Annotated in this window: 16 protein-coding genes and 1 tRNA gene; 6 read left to right on the top strand and 11 right to left on the bottom strand. The window is 63.9% G+C overall.

Annotated features, from left to right (window positions below; genetic code table 11):
• Window positions 1-7: 7 nt before the first annotated feature.
• Window positions 8-451: a DUF2059 domain-containing protein gene (locus ASE86_RS13590; protein ID WP_056428008.1), complete on the bottom strand. Its 444-nt coding sequence runs from the start codon at window positions 449-451 to the stop codon at window positions 8-10.
• Complete coding sequence (locus tag ASE86_RS13595) at window positions 448-2,523, bottom strand: S9 family peptidase (protein ID WP_056428010.1); 2,076 nt, start codon at window positions 2,521-2,523, stop codon at window positions 448-450. Before ASE86_RS13595 ends, ASE86_RS13590 begins: the two co-directional genes overlap by 4 nt.
• A gap of 216 nt (window positions 2,524-2,739) precedes the next feature.
• On the opposite strand from ASE86_RS13595, the gene ASE86_RS13600 reads away from it, so the two are divergent.
• Window positions 2,740-4,554, top strand: coding sequence for an aminopeptidase P family protein (locus tag ASE86_RS13600; protein ID WP_056428011.1), 1,815 nt, complete (start codon window positions 2,740-2,742; stop codon window positions 4,552-4,554).
• Window positions 4,555-4,639: 85 nt separating this feature from the next.
• Here the strand turns inward: ASE86_RS13600 and ASE86_RS13605 are convergent, their stop codons facing one another.
• On the bottom strand, window positions 4,640-4,819 hold the full coding sequence (locus ASE86_RS13605; RefSeq protein ID WP_056428013.1) for a hypothetical protein: 180 nt from the start codon (window positions 4,817-4,819) through the stop codon (window positions 4,640-4,642).
• A 70-nt stretch (window positions 4,820-4,889) separates the two neighbouring features.
• On the opposite strand from ASE86_RS13605, the gene ASE86_RS13610 reads away from it, so the two are divergent.
• Window positions 4,890-4,964 (top strand) — tRNA-Thr (locus ASE86_RS13610).
• A gap of 227 nt (window positions 4,965-5,191) precedes the next feature.
• On the opposite strand, the gene ASE86_RS13615 is transcribed toward ASE86_RS13610, so the two are convergent.
• The 3 genes from ASE86_RS13615 to ASE86_RS15785 are packed head-to-tail and all read right to left on the bottom strand — an operon-like array spanning window position 5,192 to window position 7,825.
• Window positions 5,192-6,865 carry a recombinase family protein gene (locus tag ASE86_RS13615; protein ID WP_235524116.1) on the bottom strand — a complete coding sequence of 558 codons (1,674 nt, stop codon included), beginning with the start codon at window positions 6,863-6,865 and terminating at the stop codon, window positions 5,192-5,194.
• Window positions 6,858-7,307, bottom strand: coding sequence for a DUF2924 domain-containing protein (locus tag ASE86_RS13620; protein WP_056428016.1), 450 nt, complete (start codon window positions 7,305-7,307; stop codon window positions 6,858-6,860). Before ASE86_RS13620 ends, ASE86_RS13615 begins: the two co-directional genes overlap by 8 nt.
• A 2-nt stretch (window positions 7,308-7,309) precedes the next feature.
• Window positions 7,310-7,825 carry a DUF3489 domain-containing protein gene (locus ASE86_RS15785; protein WP_082441932.1) on the bottom strand — a complete coding sequence of 172 codons (516 nt, stop codon included), beginning with the start codon at window positions 7,823-7,825 and terminating at the stop codon, window positions 7,310-7,312.
• Window positions 7,826-8,313: 488 nt separating this feature from the next.
• On the opposite strand from ASE86_RS15785, the gene ASE86_RS13630 reads away from it, so the two are divergent.
• The 3 genes from ASE86_RS13630 to ASE86_RS13640 all read left to right on the top strand — a co-directional run bounded on the left by ASE86_RS13630 (window position 8,314) and on the right by ASE86_RS13640 (window position 12,194).
• On the top strand, window positions 8,314-8,574 hold the full coding sequence (locus ASE86_RS13630; RefSeq protein ID WP_056428021.1) for a hypothetical protein: 261 nt from the start codon (window positions 8,314-8,316) through the stop codon (window positions 8,572-8,574).
• Window positions 8,575-8,859: 285 nt separating this feature from the next.
• On the top strand, window positions 8,860-9,975 hold the full coding sequence (locus ASE86_RS13635; protein WP_056428024.1) for an AAA family ATPase: 1,116 nt from the start codon (window positions 8,860-8,862) through the stop codon (window positions 9,973-9,975).
• Window positions 9,972-12,194: a S8 family peptidase gene (locus ASE86_RS13640; protein WP_200911555.1), complete on the top strand. Its 2,223-nt coding sequence runs from the start codon at window positions 9,972-9,974 to the stop codon at window positions 12,192-12,194. The genes ASE86_RS13635 and ASE86_RS13640 overlap by 4 nt, the downstream gene beginning before the upstream one ends.
• 181 nt (window positions 12,195-12,375) lie before the next feature.
• Here ASE86_RS13640 and ASE86_RS13645 read toward each other — a convergent pair whose 3' ends face one another.
• The 4 genes from ASE86_RS13645 to ASE86_RS16085 form a co-directional block, all read right to left on the bottom strand.
• Entirely contained in the window at window positions 12,376-13,842 is a 1,467-nt protein-coding gene (locus ASE86_RS13645; RefSeq protein WP_156347183.1) for a hypothetical protein, read from the bottom strand.
• A 17-nt stretch (window positions 13,843-13,859) separates the two neighbouring features.
• On the bottom strand, window positions 13,860-15,026 hold the full coding sequence (locus ASE86_RS13650) for a UvrD-helicase domain-containing protein (RefSeq protein ID WP_056428030.1): 1,167 nt from the start codon (window positions 15,024-15,026) through the stop codon (window positions 13,860-13,862).
• Window positions 15,027-15,028: 2 nt separating this feature from the next.
• Complete coding sequence (locus tag ASE86_RS13655; protein ID WP_056428037.1) at window positions 15,029-16,360, bottom strand: protein kinase domain-containing protein; 1,332 nt, start codon at window positions 16,358-16,360, stop codon at window positions 15,029-15,031.
• A 229-nt stretch (window positions 16,361-16,589) separates the two neighbouring features.
• Complete coding sequence (locus tag ASE86_RS16085; RefSeq protein WP_156347184.1) at window positions 16,590-17,126, bottom strand: hypothetical protein; 537 nt, start codon at window positions 17,124-17,126, stop codon at window positions 16,590-16,592.
• Between the two features lie 445 nt (window positions 17,127-17,571).
• On the opposite strand from ASE86_RS16085, the gene ASE86_RS16090 reads away from it, so the two are divergent.
• Window positions 17,572-18,252: a hypothetical protein gene (locus ASE86_RS16090; RefSeq protein ID WP_156347185.1), complete on the top strand. Its 681-nt coding sequence runs from the start codon at window positions 17,572-17,574 to the stop codon at window positions 18,250-18,252.
• Between the two features lie 228 nt (window positions 18,253-18,480).
• On the opposite strand, the gene ASE86_RS13665 is transcribed toward ASE86_RS16090, so the two are convergent.
• A complete protein-coding gene (locus ASE86_RS13665; protein WP_056428043.1) occupies window positions 18,481-21,432 on the bottom strand; it encodes a VIT domain-containing protein in 2,952 nt (983 codons plus the stop codon).
• Window positions 21,433-21,573: the final 141 nt, after the last annotated feature.

Consider the following 21,573-nt stretch of genomic DNA (forward strand, 5'->3'; position numbering starts at 1 on the left):
CGCAGGCCTACTTTGCCGGACAGCCTTTCCCGGTCGTCGCACAAAAGGCCTTCAGCACGTCGCGCTTGAAGTCCATGCCGCCCATGCTCTGTGCCGCCGCCGCCATCGCATTCGGTTCGGCGGCACGATAGCGCCGCGCGGCGTCGGTGCGGTTGAACGCCAGGATCGTCCGCATGTCGGCCGTCGAAAGCGCGCCGGCATAGGCGACGCCCATCCGCTCGGTCACGCGATCGACCATCGTCCGCCCGGTCTCCGCCGCGACCGCACGAAGCGCAGCCTGATCGGCGAGGCTCAGACCCTTGGTATCGCGGACCAGTTCGTCGGTTTGCTGCTGGACCAGTACCGGCGCGATCTGGCTGAACGTGCCCGACCGCGCGATTTCCGTCCCCAGCCGCGCCGCTTCCGCCGTCGGGGCGGGCGTGGCCTGGAGCAACAGCGCGAGCAGGATCATGCCGCGCCCTCCACCTCGACCACGCCCAGCTGCCACAGCACGAAGGCCATTTCCTCGGCGGCCTCCTTCAGACTCTCCCACCGCCCCGACTTGCCGCCATGCCCCGCACCCATGTTGGTCTTCAGCAGCAGGATATTGTCGTCGGTCTTGGTCGCGCGAAGCTTCGCCGCCCATTTGGCGGGCTCCCAATAGGTCACGCGCGGGTCGTTCAGCCCGCCGCTGATGAACAACGGCGGGTACTCCTGCGCCGTCACGTTGTCGTAAGGGCTATAGCTGCGGATCAGCGCGAACGCGGCCTCGTCCTCGATCGGGTTGCCCCATTCGGGCCACTCGCCCGGCGTCAGCGGCAGCGAGGCGTCGAGCATCGTGTTCAGCACATCGACGAACGGCACATCGGCGACGACCGCGCCCCACAGGTGCGGGTCCGAATTGACCACCGCGCCCATCAGCTCGCCGCCCGCCGACCCGCCGGCGATCGCGATGCCGCCTTCGTGGCTGAAGCCATGCGCGATCAGCCCCTTCGCCACATCGACGAAGTCGTTGAACGTGTTGGTCCGCTTGGTCAGCTTGCCGTCGTGATACCATTGCTGGCCCAGGTCGTCGCCGCCGCGGATGTGCGCGATGGCAAAGGCCATGCCGCGGTCGAGGTAAGACATCCGGCCCGTGGAGAAGCCCGGCGGGATCGCATGACCATAGGCGCCATAGGCGTAGAGATAGAGCTTGCCCGATCCGTCCTTCGGAAAGTCGGCCGGATAGACGACCGAGCATGGTACTTCCACGCCGTCGCGCGCAACGATCTTCAGCCGTTCGGTGCGGTACTTCGACGCGTCGTATCCGCTCGGGATCGTCTGCACCTTGCGTACGGTCAGCGCGCCGTCGCCCATCGCATAGTCATAGACCGTGCCCGGCGTGACCATCGACTGGTAGCTCAGCCGCAGCGTGTCGACGGCGTATTCGGGATTGTCGCCGAGACCCGTGACATAGCTCGCCTCGGGGAACGCGATGCGGCGTTTCGGGCGGCCATCGTAGTAATGGATCTCGATCTGGTCGAGCCCGTCCTCGCGCCCCTCGACCACGAAGAAATCGGCAAAGGTCGCGACGCCGGTCATGTAGAAATGCGCATCCGCCGGGATCAGCTCGGTCCAGGTGCTCGGATCGGTGATCTGCGCGGTGACGAGGCGCCACATCGGGTCGGTGTCGTTGGTGTGGATGAACAGCGTGTCGCCATGGTCGTCGACATCATATTCGCGGCCGGTCTGGCGGGGTGCGACCAGGATCGGCTCGGCGAACACGTCATCGGCGGGCAGCAGGCGGATTTCGCTGGTGACGTGGTCGCCGGTCGAGATGACGATCCACTTGCGCGACGATGTCTCGCCGACGTCGACGCGGTAGCCCTCGTCCGCCTCGCGGAACAGTTCGACATCGTCCTTGGGGTCGGTGCCGAGCCGGTGGAAGCGCGCGTTGTCCGTCCGCCACTGGTCGTTGGCGAGGCCGTAGAGGAAGCCGGTGTCGTCGGCGTTCCAGACGATGTCGCTCAACATGCCGGGGATTTCGTCGGGCAGGTGCTCGCCCGTCGTCAGGTCCTTGACCCGCAGCAGGAAGCGTTCGGATCCGTTGTCGTCATAGGCATAGGCGAGCAGCCGGCCGTCGTTGCTGATCGACAGGCCGCCCAGCCGGAAATACGCCTTGCCCTTCGCCAGCGCGGGTTCGTCGAGATACAGCTGGTCCTCGCCGCCGGCGATCGGGCGCCGCCACCAGCGGCGGTACTCGCCGCCGGTCTCGTGATCGCTCCAGTACAGCCAGTCGCCGTCCTTCTGCGGCACGGTCGCGTCGTCTTCCTTGATGCGGCCGCGCATTTCCTGGAACAGCGTGTCGGTCAACGGGGCAAGCGGCGCCATGATCTGCTCGAAATAGGCGTTCTCGGCCTCCAGATACTCGAGCACCGCGGGATCGGTGACCTTCGGGTAGCCGGCATCGCGCAGCCACGCCCAGTCGTCGGTAATGTCGATATTGTGGTGCGTGGTGGTGCTGGGCTGCCGCTTGGCGACGGGGGGCTTGGGGAGGGGCGTCATGGCGTGAGCGTTAGCGGCGGCGGGGCGGGAAGGCGAGAGGTGGACTATTGCCCTCTCCAAATCCCGTTCGTGCTGAGCTTGTCGAATCACTGTCCTTTTCTCGTGCCGCGGGGCGTGGTGCCCGAAGACGGGCAACCCTTCGACAAGCTCAGGGCGAACGGAATTGAACTACGCACACCCTTTCGCCCGAACCCGCCGGCTGGCATGACTTCGCCCATGACCACCCATCACGACCGCCTCACCGCCTTTCGCGTTCACCTCGCGACCCAGAACCTCGACGGCTTCATCGTGCCCCTGACCGACGAGCACATGTCGGAATACGTCGGCGCCTACGCCCGTCGCCTCGAATGGCTGACCGGCTTCCAAGGGTCGGCCGGCGCGGCGGTCGTGCTGGCCGACCGCGCGGGCATCTTTACCGACGGGCGCTACACGCTTCAGGTCCGCCAGCAGGTGTCGGGCGAGGATTACGAGTATGTCCTTGTCCCCGACACGTCGATCGCCACGTGGCTGGGCGCCAATGCGGCGGCGGGCGCGCGGATCGGCTATGATCCGTGGCTCCACACCCGCGCGTTCGTGAACGAGGTGCGCGCGGCGCTGGCGGAGACAGGGGCGGAGCTGGTCGCGGTCGCGGAGAATCCTGTCGATGCGGTCTGGACCGACCATCCGCGGCCCTCAGACGCGCAGCTGATCGTGCAGGGTGACGATCTGGCGGGCAAGTCGTCGGCGGCCAAGCGCGCCGACATCGCCGACTGGCTGGGAACGCAGGGTGCCGACGCGGCCGTGCTCTCGGCGCTCGATTCGATCGCCTGGACCTTCAACATCCGCGGCACCGACGTCTCGCGCACGCCGGTCGGCCTGGCCTTTGCGCTCGCCCATGCAGATGGCACCGCCGACCTCTATGTCGCGCCGGACAAGGTGACCGATGCCGTCACCCAGCATCTCGGCAACGCCGTGCGCGTCCATCCGCGCGACGGCTTTGCGCCTGCGCTCCAGGCGCTGGCCGGCAAGCGCGTCGCGGTCGATCCCGACCGCGCGGTCGCCGCGATCTTCGAGGCGCTGGGGCAGGGCGGGGCCAGCATCCTGCCCGTCCGCGATCCGACCGTCCTGCCACGCGCGCAGAAGAACCCGGCCGAGATCGCCGGCCATCACGCCGCACAAGCCCGCGACGGCGTGGTCATGGCGAAGTTCCTGCGCTGGATCGAAGCGAAGGCACCCAAGGGCCAGTTGACCGAGATCGACGCGTCCGACCACCTGCAACGGCTGCGGGAGGAGGCAGGCGCGGTCGATCTGTCGTTCGACACCATCTCGGCAACCGGCGCGCACGGCGCCAGCCCGCATTACAAGGCGGACGAACAGTCAAACGCGCGGATCGAGCCCGGCCAGCTCTACCTGATCGATTCGGGCGGGCAGTGGCCCGACGGCACCACCGACATCACTCGCGTCGTGCCTGTTGGCGAGCCGACTGCCGAGATGCGCGACCGCTTCACCCGCGTGCTCCAGGGCCATATCGGAATCGCGACCGCGGTGTTCCCCGAAGGCACGACCGGCGGCCAGCTCGACAGCTTCGCGCGGCGTCCCTTGTGGGCCGCGGGGCTCGATTTCGCGCATGGCACCGGCCACGGCGTCGGCGCCTACCTCTCGGTCCACGAAGGGCCGCAGCGGATCGCCAAACCCAATTATCCCGGCGGCGGTCCGTCCGAACCCTTACGCGCCGGCATGTTCCTGTCCAACGAGCCCGGTTACTACAAGGCCGGCGAATACGGCATCCGGATCGAGAACCTGATCCTGGTCGAACCGCGCGATGTGCCGGGCGGCACCGAACCTGTGCTGGGCTTCGAAACGCTCACCTTTGCACCCATCGAGCGCGACCTGATCGACGTGCGGCTCTTGACGGATGCCGAGCTCTCATGGCTCAATGCCTATCACGCCGAGGTCGTCGAAAAGATCGGCCCGGCGCTGGATGGAGAGGATCGGGCATGGCTTATCGCCAAATGCGCGCCACTCGGGCGTGCACCCTCAGAGAATCGCTGACTCACATCGCCTTCGCGCTCGTCGTCGTGGTGGTCGTGTACCTGATCGCCGGGTTCATCGGCGACGGGGCCGTGTTCGCGACGCGTTATATGTCGGGCTGATCGCCCGGCGACGACGCGGATGGCCGGGACGGCGGGGTATCGCCCGCGCGCGCGGCATCGGCCGTCGATGCCCGCGCCTGCGCCTTGCGCCGGTGCAGGTTAGCCCGGAGCTCGGCCGCCAGCCGCGCCTTGCGTTCGTCCGCCGTCGTCATGCCCGAACGCATAATCCGATACGTAGCGTATTGACAACGCCCGCCCGATCCGCTCTTGAGCCGCCTCCCGTACGGGAAGAGTGCTGCCGTAGCTCAGTGGTAGAGCGCATCCTTGGTAAGGCTGAGGTCGTGAGTTCAATCCTCACCGGCAGCACCAGACAGTCCGCCGCGGTTGGCGGGTAGAGACCGTGTCGCGGTTCCTGCGCGAAAACCGCGCAGTTCTGCGGGGTTTTGAAGCCGCAGGTTTTCGACTGAGGACAGAGACGCGGATTGAGCGCGCTGAAAAGGCCCGACAAATCCGCTTTATCTCTGCAGGGCAGATGGCTGTCCTGAGTTCAGATTAGTGGCATTTTGAAGAGGAAGCGGGCGGTCGTGCCCGAATCGCTAACGGCGAGTTGTTTGGCTAAACCCGAACACCGTGCGCTGGTCGGCCCACGCGAGCGGCATCTCTGCGACGCGTAGCAAGGTCCGGCTTGTTAGGTCGGCAGGCTGTCGACCGTGAACGATGGCGGTGACGATGTCAGGCGTCAAGAATCGTAGGCGAGCGAGCCGGACCAGGTGGCTGCGCTTGGTCGTGCCCGGCTTGCTATCGCCAGCCAGCAGCTGGTCGTAGGCGGCATAGCCGCTGGCGATGAGCTGGATGAGGCGATCATCACGCATCACGGGATTGGCGTCGGGCGCGGCATAGACCAGCCGCAGCTCATGTCCGCGACGCTTTAGCGTCGTCTCCAGAGATAGCTCAATCCGCTGATCGCTCGAAGTACGAACGCCTTCAATGTTGATCAGTGTCGCTAGCTCGCGTGCACCTACGGTGACTGTGATGCGGTCAATGCCGATGACCACAGTGGCATTGACCTGCTGGAGTGCAGCTCGCATCACCGCAGGCTGCTCTAGCCGATCGACCCACTCTGTACATGGCGTTGCCATTCGCGTGCTGGCCGCGGCGTCGCCGTACTCCGCTGCGAGCCCGAGTGGATCGCGTAGCAGGTTGAGAACTGCGCGTTTGACCAGTGCATCGACGTCACCGGCTGGCAGCCGCCAGAGCTCTTCGAGCTGACCAGCGATGGGTCGCGACACATAGTAGAGGTAGCGACGCTCGCCCTTGTTGGCGTGAGCGGATGTCATGGGACGTCCATTGGCATCCTCGATCATGCCGCCGAGTAGAGCGACATGCCCGGTGCGCGGCCGGGGCTCGCTACGATCGAGTAGCGTTTGGGACGTGTCCCACAGACTGCGATCGACAATGGCGTCGTGCTCGCCCGGGTAGATCGTGCCGTGGTGGCTGACGCGACCGGTGTAGAGCACATTGCGAAGCAGGTGGGTCAGGGCTCCAGCCCCATAGGCTTCGCCACCGGTCTTACGACCGTCGCGCATGATGCGCCGTTTCGACGTTACACCGCGAATGGCCAGATCGGCGGCAAGCGCCTGAAGAGTGCCGACGGCGTGATGCCGCTCGTAGATCAGCCGTACCGTGGCTGCTTCAGCGTCGTTGACAACCAGCTTGCGGTCACAGACGTCGTAGCCGAGTGGCACGGGTCCGCCCATCCACATGCCTTTCTTCTTGGATGCGGCGATCTTGTCTCGGATGCGCTCACCGGTCACCTCGCGCTCGAACTGTGCAAACGAGAGCAGGACATTGAGCGTCAGTCGACCCATGCTGGTGGTGGTGTTGAACGCCTGTGTGACACTGACGAACGATGCGCCGCGAGCGTCGAGCACCTCGACGATCTTGGCAAAGTCAGCGAGGCTTCGGGTCAGTCGGTCGACTTTGTAGACGACGATCACGTCGACACGCCCGCTCTCGATATCAGCCAGCAGCCGCTTCAGCCCGGGACGCTCCATGCTGCCGCCCGAGAAGCCACCGTCATCGTAGGTGCCTGGAACGAGCGTCCAGCCTTCGTGCTTCTGGCTGACGATGTAGGCGGCGCATGCCTCTCGCTGAGCATCGAGGCTGTTGAACGCCTGATCGAGTCCTTCCTCTGTCGACTTGCGAGTGTAGATCGCGCAGCGCACTTCGCGGTCGCCGACCAGCGCCGGGCGCGACGGCCGCTTAGCCACGGGCTGCGCCCTGTAGCGGTGGATGCACCGGCTTCCTCAGCCCGAAGAAGCGTGGGCCCGACCACTGCGCGCCGGTAATCTCACGCGCAACGTGGGACATTGACCTGTACCGTCGTTCCTCGAACCACAGGCCATCTTCGGTGACATGTACCGTATGCAGCTTGCCGTTCCACTCGCGCAGCAGGCGTGTCCCGGGCTTGAGGCGGATTTCTGGCTCGACCGGCTTTGCAGATGGGTCGCAACTGAGCTGGATCAGCATCCGCTGCACGGCCGCCGGCAGTCGGCCGTGTGACTGCTCCTGGAGCCGGTACGCCAGTGCCCGGCGGAGCAGCGACGGCGGCAGGTCGGGCGCTGCTTCTCCCTCGACTTCCTGCCACTCGGCACGCAGGTCGGCTGGCGACAGGGTCGCCAGCCGGGTCAGATGATCACCGATCCTGGCCATGATCAGGCGGCTAGGCTGTAGCAGGTGACATCGCCGCGCTTGCCCTTTGCGACGCTGTGTCCCTTCTTGCGAATGCCGCTCAGTGCTGCCCGAGCCGTGTGAGGCAACCAGCTCGTTGCCTCGATCAGCTCAGCCAGCGTGGCACCTTGTTCTCGTCGTAGCAGTGACAGAGCCAGGGTTGCCTTGGTTGTCGGTGCAGGGTGCGAGCCTACGACCGGCGCCTGGCCGTTCTGAGGAACCTGCAACAGTTCCGATCCCTCGGGCTCGATGCCGATGGCCTGTCGGCCTTCATCGGTGAGCGTTGCCCCATAGTGCCGCTCAGCATCGACCCGCCAGATATGGGCCTCCGCGATGACGGGCAATTCGAGAGCAAGGCCCTGCTTGATCAGAGCGCCAACAGCCTTAGTGATTTTGTCTGGATCTGCGGTCAGTGAAGCAGGTGGGGGCAGGAGGCTGCCGTCCGATCGCTGAGCAGCCACGGAGAGCAGGATAGTTTGAATATCATTGAGCTTTGGCATGTTGGGTCCTTCCTCGGGCAAGCGGCGCCAGTGGCGCTCCCACCACCCACAGCCCCGTCAGTCAGGCTGATCGGGGCGGCGACCTCCAGGGCCGCGACTCATCGACGAACACCATGCTCCAAGCGCGACCAATGTCGAATGGAAGGTGCAAGACCGCTCTCATTGGCTGATGCGCTGCAAAGTCGGCCAGGGAACGGACGTCTATCGGGAGGCTGGCGTATGCGGGGTGCACGTCGTGCTGCGCCGTTTACGCTTCGACGGAAGTGACAGCATGGCGGGACGAGTGGGCCGGATCCGAAAACGGCAACCGGATCAAGCGTTGGACTGCAGAGTGTCCCCGCTGTGGACACGCTACCGTCATCGGTAGCGCCAGCGGTCTATTGGACGATCAAGGATACCTCCCGATCATCCACGATTTGACGCGAGCATCTTGAAGGACGGCAATCGCCCAATTGCGAACATTCGCTGATAAGCGCAAACGGGCGCTCATGAAGATGCCGTTCCTGCTTTCGCTACTGCTACCCCGTCAGCGCACAAACCAAGTGAAGGCGCGACAAGCGATCATAGATTGCGGCATCAACCCGGATGAGATCGCGTGGCGCGTAGGTGATGACGGCTCTTTTGCGTTCGGCAGAAAGCATCCTGACGCGGACGGCCTTACTGACGACCAAACCCAGCGCATCCTCGATTGGGCACGTCGCGAGCGTATCAAGCTGGGCTTCATCGGTTGGGAAACCGGGCCTTCCTAACGGCCGCTTTCCACCACATTGCGACGTTCCCGAACGTCCGATTGTGGTGGGTTACGGACTGGCCGCTTACCGGCCAAAGATGGCCCAAGCGGACGTTCGTTCAGCTGGATCGTGGCGGACGCTAAGCGCCTAACGCAGCCCGCTTTTCCTCCATATCGCCCGGGCTAGGGTCAATAATATCACCTAATGACATATAGATAGCCATTCAATGGACGAAAAAGCCCTAGAGGGATTGTAGACTCGTCCACCTTGGTCTAGTTTCTAGGCTTAGAACATGGATGGTACATGCCAAGCAAGCCAGTCTCGATCGAAACGGAATTTACCCACTTGGCAAGGCTGGCGCTGACCGGTCGCGGTCAGGACGTCCAGTTGCTGCTCCACCGCGTCGTGAAGCGCTACCGTGGCACATCGCCTGAACTCGCGAGCACGATTGCCGAGCTTTTGCGTGAGGCGCCCACGCGCGCTTCGCCGCTGCGACGTCAGTCGGAGGTGCCACTCCCCGTAGATGGCGATACTCGGCTGCAGCTGCTGCGGGTTGAAGACCATCCTGTGTTTGATCATGAACCAGTGTTCGGCACACAGATCAGTGCCAAGCTCGCGCAGCTCGTCAATGAGCGGGAAAATCCCGCTGTGTTGATTGAAGCCGGTCTGCATCCGAGTAAGACCGCACTGTTCGTCGGGCCACCGGGTGTGGGCAAGACGCTTGCCGCCCGCTGGCTCGCCAAGACGCTCGGCCGTCCGCTGCTGATTCTTGATCTTGCCGCGGTAATGAGTAGCTATCTTGGCCGGACCGGCGGAAACCTGCGTCACGTGCTGGACTACGCGAAGACGATCGACTGCGTTCTGTTGCTGGATGAACTCGACGCGATCGCTAAGCGACGCGACGATGGCGGTGAGATTGGCGAACTTAAACGCCTTGTTACTGTGCTCATTCAAGAAATCGATGATTGGCCATCGACTGGGCTTCTTGTCGCGGCGACTAATCATCCCGAATTGCTCGATCCCGCCATATGGCGACGCTTCGAAATGTTGCTCGAATTTCCGCTTCCAGACACAACGGCTTTGTCAATCTACATCATCGACTTACTCTCTGGTCGCATTGATAACGCCGCGATCTGGGGGCGCGTGCTGGCACTGTCGCTTAGTGGGCGTTCGTTCAGTGACGTTGAGCGCGAGATCAACGGGTTGCGTCGCGCGGCAGCGCTCGAAGGGCGCAAGCTCGAGGACGTGCTCACTACAGCACTGCGCACAATACCTGAGAGCAAAGCTGAACGGATCGAGCTGGCGTCGCTGCTGGTCGATGAAGGAATCATGTCACAGCGACAGGCAAGTGAACTGACCGGCATCGCGCGCGACACGATCCGTAAGCGCGGCGGAGGTCCAGACAGCGAGAGCGAATGATGGCGAAACGCAATTTCCTGCTTGGGCGCGGCGAGCGCCTCACAACCGATGTGGTGATCCGCAGTGGCGGCGCCGAGAAGATACCACCGTACAGCGTCGGTGAGGCCAAGACCCGGCTTACACCGATGATCCGCGCAGCGGTAACCGAACTCGATACGATCCCCGCAGCCGCGGCGCCTGGCGACAAGGTGGTCGCCACGCTGACGCTCAACCCGGAATATATCGCCAAATCATATTTCCCGGCCGAATTGCTCAAAGCGGTTGGCCTTGAAGCGGTCGGGAGCCGGCCGAAGCTGATAAAACCCGAGAAGAAGAGCCGCGATCGCGAGCCGGAAGATGCCGTAACGACTCAGCTGTTCGTCGCTGGCACGCGGCAGGCATTTCGCAACTGGGCGCAAGGCATCACCGATTGGAACGAAGGCTCACGCGCGGCCGAAGAGTTGGTTACGATCGAAGAAGTCCATGCACCTGCGCCAACCGAAAAGATCAAGGGCACGCTGCCAAGCCACGGCGATATCGTGTTCGAGGTTATCCTTCATGCCGACGAGTTGATGGGCGAGGTCTCGGCGCTTCCCAACTTTGCGCGCTATTTGAAGACGCTCGGGATCGAGCCATCGCTTGACCGCCGCTTTTATGCCGGCGGCCTTTGCTTTCTAGAATTGGAAGCGCCGGCGGCAAAGGCCGAGCAAATTGCAACTTACAGCATCGTGCGCGCCGTTCGCGAAATGCCACGGCTGCGTGTGCTGCGCCCAACTATCCGGTCATCCGCCATCCCAGCACCCCAAATCATCCTGCCGACCGTGGGTCCGATCGACCCCAAGGTGCGCGCTGCGATCTTCGACGGCGGTTTGCCCGCTGGACACGCCATCACTCAGTGGGCTAATCCGGTCGACGCTACCGGCACCGTCGCGCCGCACGACGATTATCTCGCTCACGGTCTTTGGGTGACCTCCGCGTTCCTGTTCGGCCACATCGATCCCAAAGCGTCGCTGCCGATTCCCTACTGCAACGTTGATCATTACCGCGTGCTTGATGCGGCGCCAGGACAGGACCCCCGCGAACTCTACGAGGTGTTGGAGCGCATCCAGACCGTACTGTCCCAGCAGCGCTACCATTTAGTGAACCTGAGCCTAGGACCCATACTGCCAATCGACGACGACGAAGTGCATGCCTGGACGGCGGTGCTCGATGAGCTGCTCGCCGCGCGGGACACGCTCACAACGATCGCGGTCGGCAACACCGGTGAAAGCGACGCTGCTGCCGGTCTCAACCGCATCCAGGTGCCCGCGGACTGCGTCAATGCGCTGGCAATCGGCGCATGCGATACGCCCGACGCTGGCTGGCAGCGCGCCACATACAGTTCGATCGGCCCCGGCCGAAGCCCCGGCTTGGTCAAGCCAGATTTCGTAGCGTTCGGCGGCTCACTGGCGCGGCCGTTCCTGGTCATCGGCGAAGGCGAGCCGCCGACGCTCGAACCGATTGGCGGGACGTCGTTCGCCGCGCCGAGCACGCTGCGCCTTGGGGCGGGGATCAAGGCGCACTTCGGCGATACGCTCGACATGCTCGCGATCCGCGCGCTGCTGGTACACGGCACCGAACCGACCGAACTGCCCAAGCATGAGGTCGGCCGCGGGCGTTGTGCTGCTGACTTGGAAACGTTGGTCTTAGTCAACGATGACACAGTCCGGGTCGTTTATCAGGGCACAATTTCGCCAGCCAAATACATCCGTGCGCCAATTCCCTTGCCGGGCGTGCTGAGCGGCCGCGTCTACGTTACCGCCACCCTCTGCTACACGACCAATGTTGATCCTCATCACCCGGGTAACTACACGCGCGCCGGGCTCGAGGCGACTTTCCGCCCGAACGCATCGCGCTACACCAAGCCCGAACAATCCCAGCCCGACAGCAAGCCGTTTTTCGGCAAAGCGCAGAAGGGACTCACCGAAGAGGAGCTGCGTCGCGACGCTTGGAAATGGGAAAATACGCTGCACGCGCGGGTCGGCTTTCTCGGGGCCAGCCTCGATAATGCCGCCTTCGACATTCACTACAATAGCCGAATGGAAGGGCATAACCACAACCCCGGCCAGGAGCTGCGCTACGCAATGGTCATCACCGTCCAGGCAAGCCGCGAGGTCGACCTCTACGATCGCGTGGTTCGTCGCTACGCGTCGCAGCTTGAACCACTGCGGCCTGTGATCGACATCCCGATCCGACTATAAGATTACGCTATCGCGACTGCTTACCACGCCAAGGCTCGATAGGGCGCCTTATTGCTCTTCCCGCACGCATCTACCCGCCAGTGGCAGCAGCTCGTGCCGATCGATGCTCAAGCGGTGAGCGGCAGGGGTCTAAACGGCGTCCGCTGGTAGGAAGCAGCTAAGCAGCTCCGAGCCTCCACAATCAACGGGGCTCTTTCGCGAGCGGCAATCGTGGTTCTCGGGACGTTTTGGTGCTGCGTTTTGTCCCGCTGGAGCGAGCTGAACCTTCCCTGTTACTGTAACGTACCGCTTCGATCTCCCGATGCAACCGCGGCTCCAACTTGGCCCAGACGAGTTCCGCGATGCTGCCAAGCAGCTCATCGCCGGTTGACCTAACCGCGAGCGGAGGCGCGCTTCGGTCGACGGCGGCAGGACGGCTGATCGGTCGTGCTTCGGCCACCGGTTCGGAAACGGGCACAGTTACGTCCACACCTGGGTAGATGGTGATTGCCAGGTTACGACCTTGCTTGATGCGCAGGTGGACCAGCGGATCGCTAAGGGCCACATCCGCAAGCACTGCGCCTTCATCGAGCGCAAAGTCACAATCGGGCTGATCGTCTATCCGGAAGGGACGTAGGAGCCCGCGAGCGATCAGGCGTCCAAGGCCATCGAAGCTCGCGGTCCAAGTCACATGCTCGCCTACGCCGCCCAAAGTGTAAGCCCAAGCCGCGATCTGCGGATGATCCTGTGCGTGGCTCGTCGCCAAGCTGAGACTCGCGGCGCCCCCAGCCGCGACGGTCGCGATATAGCCCGCCACGAACGCGAGCGCGGTACGCCTGGGCTCAACACGAGGAGCACGGTCAGCGGCGAGCTGATCGACAAGCAGGTCAAACAGATGCAGCCGATCCTCGGCACCCATCGACGGCAATTCGCGGAGCAGGCGCGCTTCTTCAGGCAGCACCGACCCGATCGCCTGAGCGACGCGAGCCTCCTCATGGGCATCCTGGGAGTCTCTGGCGTCCGCCAGTGCGTGCAATGCGGCCACAAGCGGCTGCAGCGCAGGGTCGACTGGGCCGCCATCGCTTGCGGCCGCCAGGATGGACCAGACAGGCTGGAGCGGCTGGCGAAGCCTGGCCAATCGGGTCTCATCGCCACGCGTCAGGCGACGCGCGGCATACAGGCGTTCGCAAATCTCCTCCACCGACGTTCGAGGCCAGAGCGAGCGAGTGCGCGCGACCGCCCAGCTTTGCGTGGCGAAGCAGTGGTAGGTTCTGAGCTTGGCTGCCGGTGCACCTGCGAGCAAGATCGCTTCGGCGACGACCAGACCGGCCCAAGCGGCCTCGAAGCCGCTAAGGTCGGGCGGGCGCGCCACGCTGTCAAGGGCCTCGAAGCGCTGCGGCGTGAGCACATGGCACCACGCCGACAAAGGCGAGAGATCACCTCTCAGCTGCGAAAAACGGCCGAATAGCCGCTGCCGGTCAGCGTCGTGAACGACAAGCGCCACGGGCTTGGCAGATCGCGGCCTGTTCCTGTCCTGTCGCCATAGGACGCCGGTGCAGCCGGGTGTTATCCTAAAATCGTTCTGCCGTCCCGTCCAAGGCACGCCGTTGCCCGCAGTCGCCCCAGCGGCTAGCTCGTTCAGTTCGCCGTCACTGGCGATCGTGAACATCAGGGGATCCTCGGCGCTCACCAGATCGGTCCCGGGCTAGGCGGGCAGGCGCGGGCAAGCTCCTGTGGGAGGGCGGTTTCGTAGTAGATGTCCAGACGCGTCTTCGCCCGAGTTACCACCGTGTAATAATGCTCAGTTGAATGGTAGTGATCTAATTGCTCGCAGAATAGCCAATGCACGGCGCGAAATTCCAACCCCTTGCAGCCCTTCACCGTCAGGATTACGATGGGCTCGTCTTCGAAAGAGGGGTCATATTCCTCGTCCGAGTTACCTGATCGTGCACGAATAATCTTCGATTTACCGCGCAGCTCAGGGACAGACTCGAAATAATCGTGCACTTTATCGCGATCTCGCTGACGTGCTACGATGATGCCAATACGATCACCCTGCTCGATCAAATCGCCATATACGCGCAATTGCTGTCGCACAACATCGACGCACTCCGCCAGCTGCCTGTCCTCGCTGAATGGACCGTGCAGCTCTAGGCGTCCGGGCTTTGGTCCGGCATAGTGGCCGGTCGAGGTAAATGAGCCGCTGCCAGTGCTTTTTAGAATGCGGTCGGCCACGTCGCTGAGTTCGGGGGCGACGCGATAATGAAACTGAAGTGTGTGCTCGTTGCCTGGCGAGAGGTGATGGCGCACGGCAGGGAGGCCGGAGGGGTGATCGTAGATGCGCTGCTTATCGTCACCGACAAAGAACAAGTTGCGGCCCCATTGGCTGAGGAGTGCGACCTCCTCGTCCAGCAAATCCTGTGCCTCGTCGACAAAGATGGCATCGTAACGCTGCAAATGCCCCCTTGCCGCGAAGCCCGCCGCGCCGGCGGCAAGCGTTCGTTTGTAGTCGACTAGGTCGCCCTGTTGCTTCGGCAGGGCCGTCTGGTGCTCCTCGTACAGACTACGGCACCAAGACTCGACAGTGTTAATGAGCGTCGGCGGGAAAATTTCGCGGCCATTGCCGTCGTAGCAGCCCGTCTTCATGAACTCGGTCAACGGACGGGTGAAGGTCAGAACCTGCACGCTTGGCATGCCTTGGGTACGCACAAACTGCGCGCGACGCAGCAGGACGTTGGTCTTGCCGGAGCCTGGAGGGCCGAGCACGAGGTGGTTTTGCCGGAGCGGCAGGTTCTCGATCAGGTCAACTTGATGCAGATCGAGTTGGTCTCGACGCGCCCACCACAACGACATTCCTAGCTCCCGTCCTGACCAGCCGACATGAACCGATCAGCAAGCTCGCCGAGCACCTGCATCACCCCGTCCACCACCAAGCGACCGGCGTCATCTTCCCAAGGAACGGCGGGCAAGTCCACCCCGCGCTCCTGATCGCCCCATGTCAGCGCGACCGATGGCAAAGTTTGTTGGACCCCAGCTGGTGAGCGCCGCAACCGAATGCGAAGGCCAACTGGTTCGGCGCCAGTCTGGCCGCTCTCCCAGCGAAAACTAACCTCGCAGGTCTCGTCGTCCGGCCACTCTACGTCGTGGCTCGGCAATACGTTTAGCGCGCGCAATCGGCTGGTGATCTCATCCCTGACTTTGTCCCCCAAATCAGTCAGTTGCCGTCGGACCTCGGCTGGCGAAGCGTCAGTGCCCCCGGGCGCGCTGACGCCCAGCCCGAGCATGGCCAACGAGCGGCGCTGGCGCACGGCCGTGCTGTTCAGGAAGTCTTCCAGCTTCAACCTCGACCGGCGACGCCAATCCTTGTCGAGCGCGCGGCGCGCTAGGGCGAGCAGGTCGCGATCAACGTCATCGGCCTCGACTCTCGGCTCGACTGTCGCCACCGTCCACGCGAAGCGATAACGATTGTCTTTGGCGGCGTGATAGGCTTGCTCGAACAGCGGCTCGCGCATGATCAGGTCGTGCAGCAGGCCACCCAGCTGGTAAACATCGAGCGCGTGCCACGCTTCAGGCCCTGGCTCTAGCAGCCGGAAGAGATACTCTGGGGGCGAGTAGCGGGCGGTAGCGACCACCGGCAGCCGATCGCCTTGGTCGGTCCCGATGCCGACCGGGTCGTTGATCTCGCGCATGACCGAGAGGTCGAGCACGGTAGCGTGCGCGAAGTCGTCGGTGATGAAGACGTTTGCGCTCTTGAGGTCGCGATGGGTTAGGCCGCGCCCGCGGAGGAAGATGGCCGCTTTAGCGACCTGATCAACAATGCTGCGGATCTTGTCAGCGGGCACATCGGCCAGCCGCTTTTCGAGTTCTTGGCCGGGCGCCCGGTTCATGAGAAGAAAGATCCGGTCCTGAAAGCGACCGCCGTCGTGGACCTCGACCATGCCTGGAAAGCCGTGACGACCGAGCTGCTTCTGCTGCTCGATGCGCAAGTCCTCGATTTCGCCCTTTTCGCCGTGGGAGAACGCGGCGTCATAGATCTTGAGCGCCTTGACGCCTTCAGGCGAGTCCACGCCGTAAACAGGGGCGGTGCCACCCCGGCCGGCCTGATCGGTCACGCTCCAGCCGTCGCCCTGCGCGGCGCACCAGGTGCGAGCAATGGCCAAGCTTTGCTCTTCGACGTTGAGCGCCAATGTGCGTCCTTCACTGGTCGTGAACGCACTTCATAGGCTAGCGTGCTCGCGTTGACGAGCGACCACCGGCTATCGCTTGAGGAAATCTGCAAGTGTTGGTGGCAGACGGATCCGGAATCGCGTGGCGCCGTGCGGCGGTCGAAGGGGGGTGACCGATTGCGCTGATGAGAGAAGGACTGATTTTGGAAGCCGATGCGAGGTTACGGATGGCCGGAACTGAGTCACTGCGTCAATCCAGCCTAGGGGAGCCCTGCTCCAGGCTTTCTTTCTCTTCGAGCTGAATCTTCCTCACCACAGCTCGATTCGCTTTAGTCTGTGATTTCGGTCGCGCTCTGGACAGGCCTGATTTTATGGTCGCCTTCTTAGTCGGTTTCGGCGCTTCCAGGTAAGTCCGGAATTGCACGATTGATTGCTCAAGAAGACCCTGACAGTATTCCCAGCGCTCCTTAGGTTTTCTGGTTGCATGCACATAAGGCGCGGCGACTTCAGGTCTCAGGCGGTGCATGTACTCAAGCGAGAACCGTGCCGCCCTCGTATAGTAATTAAACGACCATTCCCGCATTGCCTTGTCTTGCGCATACGCGATTGCATTATCCTCAATGACGCGCTCAAGAAACCCGAGGCCGTGATCGAAGACCGCCGAACGCTTCCCGGTCTTCTCCGCAAGGAAAACCGCTCGCCATAAGGAAAAAGAGACCGAAATTAATTCTTGAGCTATGAAAGAAAGCTGACGCGTCTTCCAGCGCTTTTCATAGTCCTTCAACAACAGTCGAAGCTGTAGAGAGCATGTCTGATTTCGATGCCGGTTCTCGACTAGCCATTGGAAGTGAGCCGTTCGATCAGACGCCTCAGCCACAGCTTGCACTTTCAATGCCCTCCCTCCGCCGGACCACGTTTAGTTCGCCTAACAGTGGGTTCTGGCCCGATACCTAGCACGCGAGGTAACGCCCATAAAAGGGTGCTCGCCTGTCGCATCATTCAGCCGCGCATAAGGCTGACACCCTGAACGAATGGCACGTTTCGGCGAGCCGTCGGTTGGGCAGGAACGGCGGGCATTGGGTCTCACAGCTCAGGCGGTCAATTAGGCGACACTCCGCTTTGAAACTCTGGCGAACTGAAACCACGCGGTTGGCGACTCGAGAGCGGCGTCGCCCGACCGATCTGCAGGTTGTGACCTGTCCAACGAACCTATACTCCTCTAGTCTGTCGCGGTGCCGCGCTACCAGACCGACCCTGAACGCCGCCGCATCGCCGCTCTAGTCGACGAAGAAGTTGCTCGAGCGCGTGCGGCAGAGTCGGAGGGCGGATGGATCACATACCTGATCCGGGACCCCAGATTCCCAGATAAGCTCGGGAACCCCGCCGGAACACCGATCTATGTCGGTCAGAGCAAAGAGTTTGGGACGCGCGTTCGTTCACGGTTTGACAAATGCGAAAAGACGGGCACGGCTAAAGACAGCGTTGAACGACGTGTGGCGGATCTACTCCACTGCGGCCAAGTTGCGCGATATGAAGTGCTCGAGCGCGCGCCGACACGACTGTCGTCGTTGATTTCAGAGACCAATTGGGCTCGTCGATGCGTACGGCGAGGATACGACATCGCCAATTTGCTGCCGCAGCAGCGACTGCATGCAGGGAGCATCGACCGCCGGGAAATCCCGGCCGAGTGGATTTGGCCTTTCCTTTTGCGCGAAGCGATTGAGGACGAGATCACCCTCGAGCTGCGCTGCGTGAGATGCAAGCTGTTGCTGCCCCTCGATCTCAGTCGTTTTTTTCGCGTTGCCGAGCCGCCCAAATCGCTATTCGAAATTCGCGCAAACGGCATATGGCGGGCCGAACCCTGCACCGGGTGTGACCAGCGTAGCAGTCGATATGTCGCCCTGAAGGTTTGAGACGCGGCCGCAACCGACCGTATGTCGCGCCAACGAGCGTAAGCCTGACGGTCTGCTGATGGCCCAGTTTCGGCCGTAGTATCCTGCCTTAACGAACGTCCACTTCCGGGTCGCCGCCGAGCTGACGTGAGTGGCCGATTGTGGGTCACTACCTCAGCGCTGAGCGGAGGTTGGCTGAAGCCGAGGTCGTGAGACACTCCCGATTGCCGATCTTGTGCCGGATCTGAGCTAGCGTTGGACTCGCAACGTCGCGACCGGTCGTGTCTCATCTTCCTCGTTCCGGTCCCGGCCGCTCTGGAAAGACAAGTCGAGGTCCACCAGCTCCTGCGTTTCGCTGCTGCGCGCGAAATTGCGCTGGAGGCGGATCAGCACATGGCCTGGGCCGTTGGGATTAATTCGGTCGGCATCATAGCCGTTGATGCGAACGCGGTACGCGCCGGCGGGCGCGCGGTGGACGGCATATTCTTCCGGCCCGTAGCCGTCGGTCATGTCGTTCGAGATCTGCCCGCCCGCGCTGCTCAACTTGTTCGAATACATGACACGCTCGCCGTTTGGTTCGTCGATCCACAGGTCGATGTCGGCGTCGTCGTCGGTCCATTCGATGACGATGCGCGCATCGGTGTCGGTGAGCCCGACGAGTCGCGGATCGAGCGTCCAGCGCCCGCCCGCCGCCTCGATCGGCGGAATGAGGGCATTCGCCTCCATCAGCGCGATCACCTCGATCCCGTCGAAATCGCTCGACGCGGGATTGAGCGCCGCCTCGACGAGGAGCTGGAACGCGCGTTCAAGGTCGGCACGACCGGTCCGGCCCGCAGCCCGCCCGCGGGCCGCCACGGCTAGGGCGAGGTCGCGACCGGGCTGGGGCCGGAACTCGGCATTGGCGGCGGCGAGCTGTTCGGCAAGCTCGACCGCACGGTTGAAGGAACGGTCGCGCTCGAGGCGGAAGGCGACGATTTGGCGGGTTTCGTCGTCGCTCGTCGGCAGCTCCAGCGCGGACAGGAGCAGGAGCGAGGCGGTGGCCGCATCACCCTTGAGCCGGAACCACTCGCCGGTGTCGAGATAGAACGTCGGCACGGAACCATATTGGCGTTCCTGCTCGGTCAGAACGGCGAGGCGCCTGCCCGGGCCGGCAACGTCGAGCGCGGCGATATAGGGACGCTTGGTGATCAGGTCCGCCATGTCGATCTTGATTTGAGCCCGGGGCGGCTCCTGCGCGGTCGGCAACGGGTTGCTCCGGACCGTGCCTGTAACGACCACGTCGCCGGAGACGCCCTCCTGGACCCCGGCATCCGGGGCAGGCGCCGCTACGATCGGCGGCGGCATTACGGCCCGCGGCTGGACCGGCTCGGGCGTGGGTGACGGCGGAGGTGGTGGCGGAGGAGGCGGAGCCGAGACGGGCATGGGCAACTGCTCTTCATCGCGCGTGCGCTTCGCCTGCGCGCGCGTGATCGGCACAAATCGCCTGCTCCACCAGGCGCGGCGCTCGCGCCATCGGTCGATCACGAAGGCAAGCCGCTCCTGCCGGGCGTCGCGATGCTCCTTGTCCCAGTTTTGCTTAGCTTCGCGATATTGCGCCAGCCACTCAGCCCCGAAGCCTTTCGGCGGGGTCAGCTCGGCGCGCAGATATTGGTCGGGGCGCTCCAGCACCAAGAACGACATGCCGGGGCCGGCGACTTGGTAGCGGCGCGCGGTGTCCGCCATCGCCGCGTGCCGAGCGGGGTCGTCGGCAAGTTCCGCCACGAGGCCAGCCGCCCAGAGCGCTCCCGGCGCCTCGGCCTCAATCGGCGCGCCAGCCGGCGCGTAGTGCCGCTCGCCGCCATCGCTCAAGCGCACGGTGACGCCGCCTGCGGGCATCGGGCCGACCAGCAGCCACTGGCCCGGGCCGGCCGGCAGCGCGCGCGTGTCGAGCCGCCGCCCGGCCGCATCGCGGACCGACACGGGCGCTGTCGCGCGGGCGGCGAGGGCGGCAACCGCCTGCGCTTCGCCACCCACGGCGAGGCCGACGACAGCGCCGCCGGTGCGCTGCGCCAAGCGGCCAAGCCGCGCACCGTCCGCGCCGGGCGCGGCCGTGAGCGCCATGAGCCGGCAAGCGGGCGCGAAGGCCGTACCGCGGTCGATCGTGACCGCTCCGTCGAACACCAGCACGCACTGTGTCGCGGCAGGCAGCGGCAGCGCATCAAGTCCGGCGAGCGACGTGCCGCCGCGATAGGTGACGCGGGCGAGCGCCGTCCTGAGCGCCGCGGCATCACCGAGCGTCGCGACCTGCGGGCGGTCGCTGGCGAAGGTGACGAGGTCGATCGCGGCCGGCGCGGTCCGCTCGGCGAGGCGCGCCAGAACTTCGGCCTCCAGATCGGTGCGGTCGGCGCGGTGCGAGAGCGAGCGATCCCAGTAGACGCGCAGGCGACCGCCGCGCAACGGTGGCTCCGGGTCGCCCGCCGCTCCTCCGCCGATCACGAAGAAAGCCTCGCCGTTCGAATGTCGCGCAACGATCATCGGCCCGATCAATGTGCCGCCAGTGACCGTCAGCCCTTCGCGCACCACCGCCGTGCCGAGCGTCGCCTCGCCGCGCCAGCCGTCTTCGATTTGGAACAGACCGATGGGTTGGCCGGCGAAGCGGACGGCGGGCGCGGCGGCATAGCCGTCGGCAGTGACGGCTACCGTAACTCGTCCGACTGCCGCATCGCGGGCGAGCGGGAGGACGAGGCCGATCGCCGGGTCGAACGCCGCGACGAAGGTGAGGCGGAATCGGCGGGGGTGGGCGGCGTCGATCGGGAAGATCCGCGTCGTGAACCGGTTTCCGGCGATTTCTGCCAGGCCCGGATCGATGCCCGCACGGACCTCGTCCTCATAGACGTTACGTGCCTTCGGCGCTTCAAGCAGCTGGCCGGGGATCATCTTGCCCCCCACGTCGAGCGCGTAGCCGGTGACCGCCGCATCGGCCGGAAGCGTGAGCGCGAGGTTGGCCTCGTAACTGTCCGTATCGTCCGAGCCGATCAGCATCTCAACCGTGACGTCGGCGGTGCGGCCGATCAGGTGCGCGCGAACGTCGAGGGCAGCGATGCGCAAATGGACCGCCGGACGGTCGTCGCGCCGGACGCCGCGTTCCGCCTCGGTCAGCGTCGGGTTGTTCTGCGCCCAGGCTGCAGGGGATAGCGTGAGGATGGCGAACGCCAGCATCATTATATGCAACATCCGCCTCTCCCGTTCGCCCATCAACTAGACTGGCAAGCTTCGCGACCCACCGCAACCGAACGTGTGATCAGCGCCGATAACGGCTTACAGTGAAACCTGAATAAACGTCCGATCTCGGGACGTGGCTGA

Source organism: Sphingomonas sp. Leaf33 (genome assembly GCF_001421785.1).
Classification (GTDB): Bacteria; Pseudomonadota; Alphaproteobacteria; order Sphingomonadales; family Sphingomonadaceae; genus Sphingomonas.